This is a genomic window from Catenulispora sp. EB89 (assembly GCF_041261445.1).
Lineage (GTDB): Bacteria > Actinomycetota > Actinomycetes > Streptomycetales > Catenulisporaceae > Catenulispora.
Genome location: NZ_JBGCCU010000015.1, coordinates 277474 through 284008, shown reverse-complemented (window position 1 = coordinate 284008; position 6535 = coordinate 277474). Strand labels below are relative to the sequence as shown.

Genomic DNA, 6535 nt, shown 5'->3' with positions numbered 1-6535 from the left:
ACCAGCTCACCAGTCCACTCACCCTGCATAACAGCAGTCTGACCCCGCCGACCAAACGACGAGGTCAGAACGCATGATTTTCATCGGCCTTCTAGTGCCTGTTTCGGCCTGACTTCGGCGGACCTCTGCCGTACTCGGTTTTGCTGGGCCCTACTAGGTCCTGCTGGGTTCTGCTGGGTCCTGCTCGGTCCTACTTGGTGGTCAGCGTGACCGTCAGGATGCTGCGGTAGCTGGCCAGGTCGTTCGCGCCGACCGTGTACAGCGCGTTCGGGTCGGTGCCCAGCGCCGTGCCCGGCTTCGGCAGCGGCTTGGGGGTGCGGTAGCCGGCGAACACCATGGTCGCGGTCTTGCCGTCGTGGCCGAGCACGACCTGCGGGCCGTAGATGCGGCCGCTGTAGTACAGCGCCGGAGCGGTCTGCGGGAACGTGGTGTCGACCGACAGCAGCGGGTTGGTGAAGCCGTCGACGATCTTCCAGTTCACGCCGTCCTTGCTGGTGGCGTAGCCGATGTAGTGGAAGCCGTCGCTGTCGCCGTCGTAGCAGTTGCCGGCGGCGTAGAACAGGCCCAGGGTGCCGTCGGGGTTCTTCACCACGGTGCCCGAGGGGCTGACGAACCGGGTCGCGGTCGCGCCGGTGCTCTCGTTGTCACCCAGGCCGGAGACCGGGCCGTTGTCGGTGAAGTGGATGCCGTCGCGCGTGGTGGCGCTGCGCACCGTGGAGCGGTCCTCGTTGTTGCCGTAGTACGGCGCCTTGTTCTTGCCCTCGCCGATCTTGTTCAGCGTGGCGAACGGGACGGCGCAGGCGTTTGCCTGGTCGGCGGTCTTGAAGTAGTCCAGCTGCTTCTCGACGTACAGCACGGTCACCGAGCGGCCGTCCTTGGCCGGGAGCACGCCCAGGATGCCGTCCGGGGAGACCAGGCCGGTGGTGGCCTGGGTGTCGGCCGGGACCACCGGGTAGGTGCCGGCCGCGGCGCCGCCGGCCGCGGTGCCCGTGCCGCCCGAGCAGCCGATGAACGAGGTCGCGGTCGAGTCCGTGCAGCGCACGTCCTGCAGGCCGGCCGAGGTCTGGATCCGGACCGTGCCCGGGATCTCGAACGCCGAGGTGTCGGCGGCCGGGATCGTGGCGGCCGGCAGCGTCACCGCGGCGGTCAGCGTGGTCGTCGCGCCGGTCCCGACGGCCTGCGCCGAGGGCAGTTTGGCCAGCGGGTTGCGGGCGTCGGCGTCGACCTTGTGGACCAGCAGCTGCGAGCCGGGGGTGTCGGCGGTCGGCCGGGTCAGCGTGTACAGGAAGTCCTTCCCGTTCACGTGCAGCACGGTCGGGTGGCCCTGGCCGTCGTCGTTCAGCGCCGGCGAGGGGCACTGGCCCTTCTGCGACTCCAGCGCCTGGCCCTGGTAGGTCCAGGTCTTGCCGCCGTCGTCGGACTTGGCCGCCAGGACCGCCTCGTCGGTGTCCTTCGGACGGTAGTCGAAGAAGCCGCGCAGGTGCTGGCCGCTGCCGGTGACGTTCGGGAAGTAGGCCGGCTGGAACAGCTCGCTGCCCGGGCTGCGGGTGACGTTCCCGTTGGCGTCGCAGTAGCCGGCGGTCGGCGAGCCGTACGTCGCCGGGGTCTGGCCCAGCGTCCACGGGCCGCCCTTCAGCGTGGCCGGCGTGACCTGGCCGGACAGCGTCCAGGTGGTCGGCTGCCCGTGGTGCCGGCCGGCGGCCATGGCCGTGGCCGGGACCAGCAGGGCCGAGCCCACGGCCAGGGCGACCGCCGAGACCGCGAGGCGTCGCTTGGACGCGAGGTAGATTCTCATGAGGCGGATTTCTACAACGCCTGTTCGAGGGATCGGTGAACTGCGGTTATATCTGACGCGCGTTCACATGAACAGTTTGTGAGGAGAGGATCGTGCGGATCCGCGTAGGTGGCCGTGAGGACGTCCCGTTGCTCCTGCGGTTCGGGGACGAGGCGGTCGCGTGGATGAACGCCCGGGGGAACACCGGGCAGTGGGGGACCGAGCCCTGGACCGGCAACGACAAGCGGCGCGAGGGGTTCGAGCGGCGGGCCGGCACCGGCGGGTTGCGGGTGCTGGAGGACGAGGACGGGACACCGCTCGGGGCCATGGTGATCACCGAGGAGCGGCAGCCTTACGTGCCGGAGGCGGAGGAGCGGGAGCTGTATGTCAACTTCCTGATCACGTCGCGACGGCACGCGGGGCGCGGGGCCGGGCGGATGCTGGTGGAGCGGGCCAAGCTTGAGGCGGCGGAGCGGGGAATCGATCTGCTGCGGGTGGACTGCTGGGCGGGGGAGGGCGGGAACCTGGTGAAGGTTTACGAGGGGTACGGGTTCCGGCGGGTGCAGGAGTTCACGATCGCGGAGGCCGGGGATTGGCCGGGGATGTTGCTGGCTATGCGGTTGTCGGAGTTGCCGCCGGTCGCAGCCAGCTGATGCAGTCGGCGATGGTGCCGGCGCAGTCGGTGGGGTCGGTGTCGGTGGTGTCGACGATCAGGTCGTAGCGCACGCCTTTGTGCACGACGTCCGCCTGCTGCGCGGCCATTCCCACGGTGCGGTCGCCGCGCTGCTGTTCGCGGCGTGCGGCGACGGCGGCGTCGCAGCGGACGCCGACCCACAGCACGTTCAGATCGCCGAGGGCCTGCTCCCAGCGGTGTTGGCTGGCCGCGCCGCCGAGGAAGACGTCGTCGACGACGACGTTCGCGCCGGCGCGAACGGTCGCGGCGATGCCGGCCATCCAGGCGGCTTCCAGGGCGCGGAAGTCCGCGCCGACGGCGACCCCGCCGTCCGCTTCGAACTGGATTCCGCTGTCTGCGGAGAGCATTTTCTCCGGCAGCGCGTCGACGAAGTCGTCGATGCTGAAGGCGAGCCAGGGCTGTGGCAGAACGGCCTGAAGCCTGCGCGCGATGGTGGTCTTGCCGGAGCTGGAGCCGCCATTGAGGATGACGACGCGGGTTGTCGCGCGCGGTGTCGCGCGGGGTGTCACGCCGAGGTCCCGTGGCGTCCGGCCCCGTCGGCGAACCGCTGCGCACCCGAGACCGCCTCGGCCAAAGACACCTGCCCGTGCCGCAGCTCGTTGCGCAGGGCGGCTTCCTCGTCCAGCCCGTCTTGTTCGAGCACTGACATACGGTCCTCGCGCAGGCAGAGCTGCGGCAACGCGGCGATCTCGGCGGCCAGCGCCTCGGCGGCCTCGCGAACCGTCCCGTCCGCCACGACCCGATTGGCGAGGCCCCAGCCCAGAGCCTCATCGGCGGCGACGGCGCGCCCGGTGAGGATCATGTCCATCGCGCGGCTGTGCCCGATCAGACGCGGGAGTCGCACCGTGCCACCGTCGACCAGCGGCACGCCCCACCGCCGACAGAAGACACCGAAGACCGCACTCTCCTCCACGACCCGCAGGTCGCACCACAACGCCAGCTCCAGCCCGCCGGCCACAGCATGCCCCGCAACCGCCGCGATCACCGGCTTCGAAAGCCGCAGCCGCGAGGGCCCCATCGGCCCATCGCCGTAGGCGAGCATCCCGGCCGGCACCGCACCGACGGTCAAAGCCTTGAGATCGAAGCCGGCACAGAACGTCCCGCCCTCGCCATAGAACACCGCGACATGCGCGTCGGCATCCTCCTCGAACTCCCGGAACGCCGCCAGCAACGCCAAAGCCGTCGCCGGATCCACGGCATTGCGCACCTCGGGACGATGCAGGATGACGGTGGTGACGGGACCGCTCTTCTCGGTGCGGACGGCAGGGTGCTCGGTGTTCATGGGGGAAGTTTGGCCTCCCCGCCGTCCGTCCGCCACATCTGTCAGATGTGGCGCCGCGACGCGGGCCGCATCTTGCCCTTGGCGTAAACGCCGCTACTCGGACCCCGGACTGGTGCTGATGTCATCCACCGACACCCAGGTCTCCACACCGCCGTCCGGCGGTCGCAGCGCCACCGTGTTCACACCGACGTAAGCCATGAGCTTGTACGTCTTTCCGGCGTAGCTGACCAGGGACCCCGGCCGCGGGTTGGTCGGACACGAGGACGTCATCTGAGGCTCGTTTTCCACGACACCCAGTGTCCTGAGCGAACCCGGCGTCGGCGCGCCGTCCCAAAGGCGTCAAACCGGTGTCATTTCGGTGGTCAGGACCCTAGATTTGGACCATGACGAACGACACGCTGAAGACTGCTCGGCTCAGCCTGCGTCTGAGTCAAGAAGAGTTCGCTCGCCGCATTCGAGAGGCCGGAAAGGCGGTCGGGGAGCCCAACGACGCCAGCAAGCGGCTCGTTCAGCGCTGGGAGTCGGGCGCCACGGTCCAGCCCCGGCCGGTCTACGCACGCGCTCTGGAGGCTGTTCTCGGGGTGCCGATCGAAGCGATGGGCTTTCCCGCGAGAGTCAGCCCTGACCGAGAAGGAGGTCATGACATGTCCGCTGCGGAGGTTTCCGCCCAGGGCATCGCCAACCCCGAGTCTGCGGGTGGTGACCAGACAGTGCAGCCCGGCTTCTCGGGCATCTGGCTGTCCCGTTACGAGTTCTACTCGTCCAGCCGGGAGCAGACGTTCACCGGCGCCCACCATCTCCTCCTGCTCCAGACAGGGGACCGGATCACGGGCCGGTCCGTCTCCCCGAACTCTCTCGACCCGCAGTCCTCGATGAGCCTTGATCTGACCGTCGACCGGAACATCATCACCGGGACGTGGCGCGAGCGGACGGGAGAAGAGGGCTTCTACCGCGGCGCCACGTACTACGGCGCGCTTCAGATGCTCGCCGAGCCGACCGGACGCCGCATCGTCGGGAAGTGGGTCGGGTTCGGAAAGGATTTCGACGTCAACACCGGCCCGTGGGAACTCAGGTTCCTCGACGCCAGCACTGCTCCTGGCACGATCGAGCGCTACGCGTCAGCTCCGGAGTAGCCGCCGCCATGGTCTAGGGGTTCGCTGGAGTCGCCGGGCGTGCCGTTGAGTGCTGGACTGAGAACCTCCACCGGCTCCGCGAGACCTCAGCGTACGGCGTGTGCTGGGACCTCATTCGAGACCCTCGGCGTTGTTCTCTGAGACTGTGCTGACCTCGGGCGTTTAGCTGATGTGAATAATTGTGTGAACGCCGGGCGAGAGCGTCGTAGTGGTCTGTAGGATCGGGGCATGGCGATTCCCCGGCGTAAGTCTGGCCAGTTGAGTAAGTCTGGCCAGTCGGTAAGGGTTGGGAAGGTGTTCGTCGCGGGTGGGCTGCCCACAGTGACCTATGTTCCCCGTGAGGCTCTTAACCTCGAGCAGAATTTTGAGGACTACCTCGATGAGGGGCATCGAGTGCTGTCAGTGTCCGGACCTACCAAGACCGGCAAGACAGTGCTTATCAGGAGTGTGCTCCGCGATGACAGTGCAATTTGGCTGTCGGGAGGGGCGATCTCATCGGCTGAAGAGTTCTGGGCCACGCTTGCAGATCATCTGGGTGTGCACACTACGATTGAGACATCCTCAACATCCAGCGAGCGGGCGACTTCATCAAGCAAGGGTCAGATCAACATCCTTGCGGTCCAGGGTGGAGTCGATTCAGGGTCGGATTCATCCAACTCGATTAGCGACAAGTTCACTCGCAATCGTCCCGTTGCTATGGCTGTACGTTCGGAACTTCTGCGCGAGCAGTACCCCATCGTGGTTGACGACTTTCATTACATTCCTGCGGAAGCGCAACTTGAGATCGTTCGAGGTTTGAAAGACCTCATTTTTGAGGGACTGCCCGTAATTGTCATTGCTGTCCCCCATCGGGCCTATGATGTTGTCCGCGTAGAGCGTGAGATGACTGGTCGGGTACAGCAGCTGAAAGTCAGCTTTTGGTCTGATGATGATCTAAAAGGGATTGCCACTGCGGGTTTTGCGGCACTCAACGTTGTTGACGATGGTGGCGATCTGGCCGCCCGGCTGGTGAAAGAGAGCTTCGGCAGCCCGCACCTGATGCGGGATTTCTGTTTGAACCTCTGTAAGGCGAATAACATCCGCGAGGCTGTTGCGAAGCCGGTGAAGCTGAAAGCCCCGAACTGGGATAATTTCTTTGCGGAGCGATCGTCGTTGGCGTCCAAAACGGCCTTTGAGTTGTTGGCGCGAGGCCCGCGTCAACGCACCGATCGGAAGCCACGGGTACTCAAGAATGGTTCGACAACGGATATCTACGGCGCAACGCTCGAGGCAATCGCCTGGACGGGGCCGTTGACGGAGGTCACCTACGAGCAGGTGAGAGGTGGGCTCCGCGAGGTTATGGCGGATGAGATCCCGCAGAGGCATGAGGTGACACGGGTCCTTGAAGAGATGGCGCGTATCGCTCGCGAACAGACTCAAGGTGAACCAGTAGTTGATTATGATGTGCCACTGGCAACCCTCTATATCGCAGACCCCTACTTCGCGTTCTTTCTCCGATGGGGTCAGCGTACGACGACGTAGCCCGTGCTATTGTCGTATGTTAGTGACAATGGCATTGGTGTCACTGGGATGAGAAATTTCTTTCCCTCTGGTCGGCGCTGCGGATGCTTGCTGTGTTAATATATTCAATCAGATCTGAGGGGGATGCAGAT

Annotated in this window: 7 protein-coding genes; 3 read left to right on the top strand and 4 right to left on the bottom strand. The window is 65.9% G+C overall.

Annotation, left to right across the window (positions count from 1 at the left end; genetic code table 11):
* Positions 1 to 190 precede the first annotated feature (190 nt).
* A complete protein-coding gene (locus ABH920_RS29720; RefSeq protein WP_370352475.1) occupies positions 191 to 1795 on the bottom strand; it encodes a hypothetical protein in 1605 nt (534 codons plus the stop codon).
* 92 nt (positions 1796 to 1887) lie between these two features.
* Between ABH920_RS29720 and ABH920_RS29715 the strand changes: the two genes are divergently transcribed.
* The gene (locus ABH920_RS29715) at positions 1888 to 2427 is read left to right on the top strand and encodes an N-acetyltransferase family protein (protein WP_370352474.1); all 540 of its coding nucleotides are present in this window, start codon (positions 1888 to 1890) and stop codon (positions 2425 to 2427) included.
* Here ABH920_RS29715 and cpt read toward each other — a convergent pair.
* The 3 genes from cpt to ABH920_RS29700 all read right to left on the bottom strand — a co-directional run bounded on the left by cpt (position 2387) and on the right by ABH920_RS29700 (position 4038).
* Positions 2387 to 2977: a chloramphenicol phosphotransferase CPT gene (cpt, locus tag ABH920_RS29710; protein WP_370352473.1), complete on the bottom strand. Its 591-nt coding sequence runs from the start codon at positions 2975 to 2977 to the stop codon at positions 2387 to 2389. The two genes, ABH920_RS29715 and cpt, sit on opposite strands and share 41 nt — an antisense overlap.
* The gene (locus ABH920_RS29705) at positions 2974 to 3750 is read right to left on the bottom strand and encodes a crotonase/enoyl-CoA hydratase family protein (RefSeq protein ID WP_370352472.1); all 777 of its coding nucleotides are present in this window, start codon (positions 3748 to 3750) and stop codon (positions 2974 to 2976) included. Before ABH920_RS29705 ends, cpt begins: the two co-directional genes overlap by 4 nt.
* Positions 3751 to 3843: 93 nt before the next feature.
* A complete protein-coding gene (locus tag ABH920_RS29700) occupies positions 3844 to 4038 on the bottom strand; it encodes a hypothetical protein (protein WP_370352471.1) in 195 nt (64 codons plus the stop codon).
* Positions 4039 to 4133: 95 nt separating this feature from the next.
* Between ABH920_RS29700 and ABH920_RS29695 the strand changes: the two genes are divergently transcribed.
* Together ABH920_RS29695 and ABH920_RS29690 are read left to right on the top strand one after the other, a co-directional pair.
* The gene (locus ABH920_RS29695; RefSeq protein WP_370352470.1) at positions 4134 to 4883 is read left to right on the top strand and encodes a multiprotein-bridging factor 1 family protein; all 750 of its coding nucleotides are present in this window, start codon (positions 4134 to 4136) and stop codon (positions 4881 to 4883) included.
* Between the two features lie 228 nt (positions 4884 to 5111).
* Positions 5112 to 6404 (top strand): hypothetical protein, encoded by a 1293-nt coding sequence (locus ABH920_RS29690; RefSeq protein ID WP_370352469.1) that lies wholly within the window; start codon positions 5112 to 5114, stop codon positions 6402 to 6404.
* The last annotated feature ends 131 nt before the right edge of the window (positions 6405 to 6535 follow it).

Excerpts from the sequence above, each read along its gene's own strand:
- ABH920_RS29690 (WP_370352469.1), top strand. The coding sequence starts at position 5,112 with ATGGCGATTCCCCGGCGTAAGTCTGGCCAGTTGAGTAAGTCTGGCCAG.
- ABH920_RS29720 (WP_370352475.1), bottom strand. The coding sequence starts at position 1,795 with ATGAGAATCTACCTCGCGTCCAAGCGACGCCTCGCGGTCTCGGCGGTC.
- ABH920_RS29705 (WP_370352472.1), bottom strand. The coding sequence starts at position 3,750 with ATGAACACCGAGCACCCTGCCGTCCGCACCGAGAAGAGCGGTCCCGTC.
- ABH920_RS29695 (WP_370352470.1), top strand. The coding sequence starts at position 4,134 with ATGACGAACGACACGCTGAAGACTGCTCGGCTCAGCCTGCGTCTGAGT.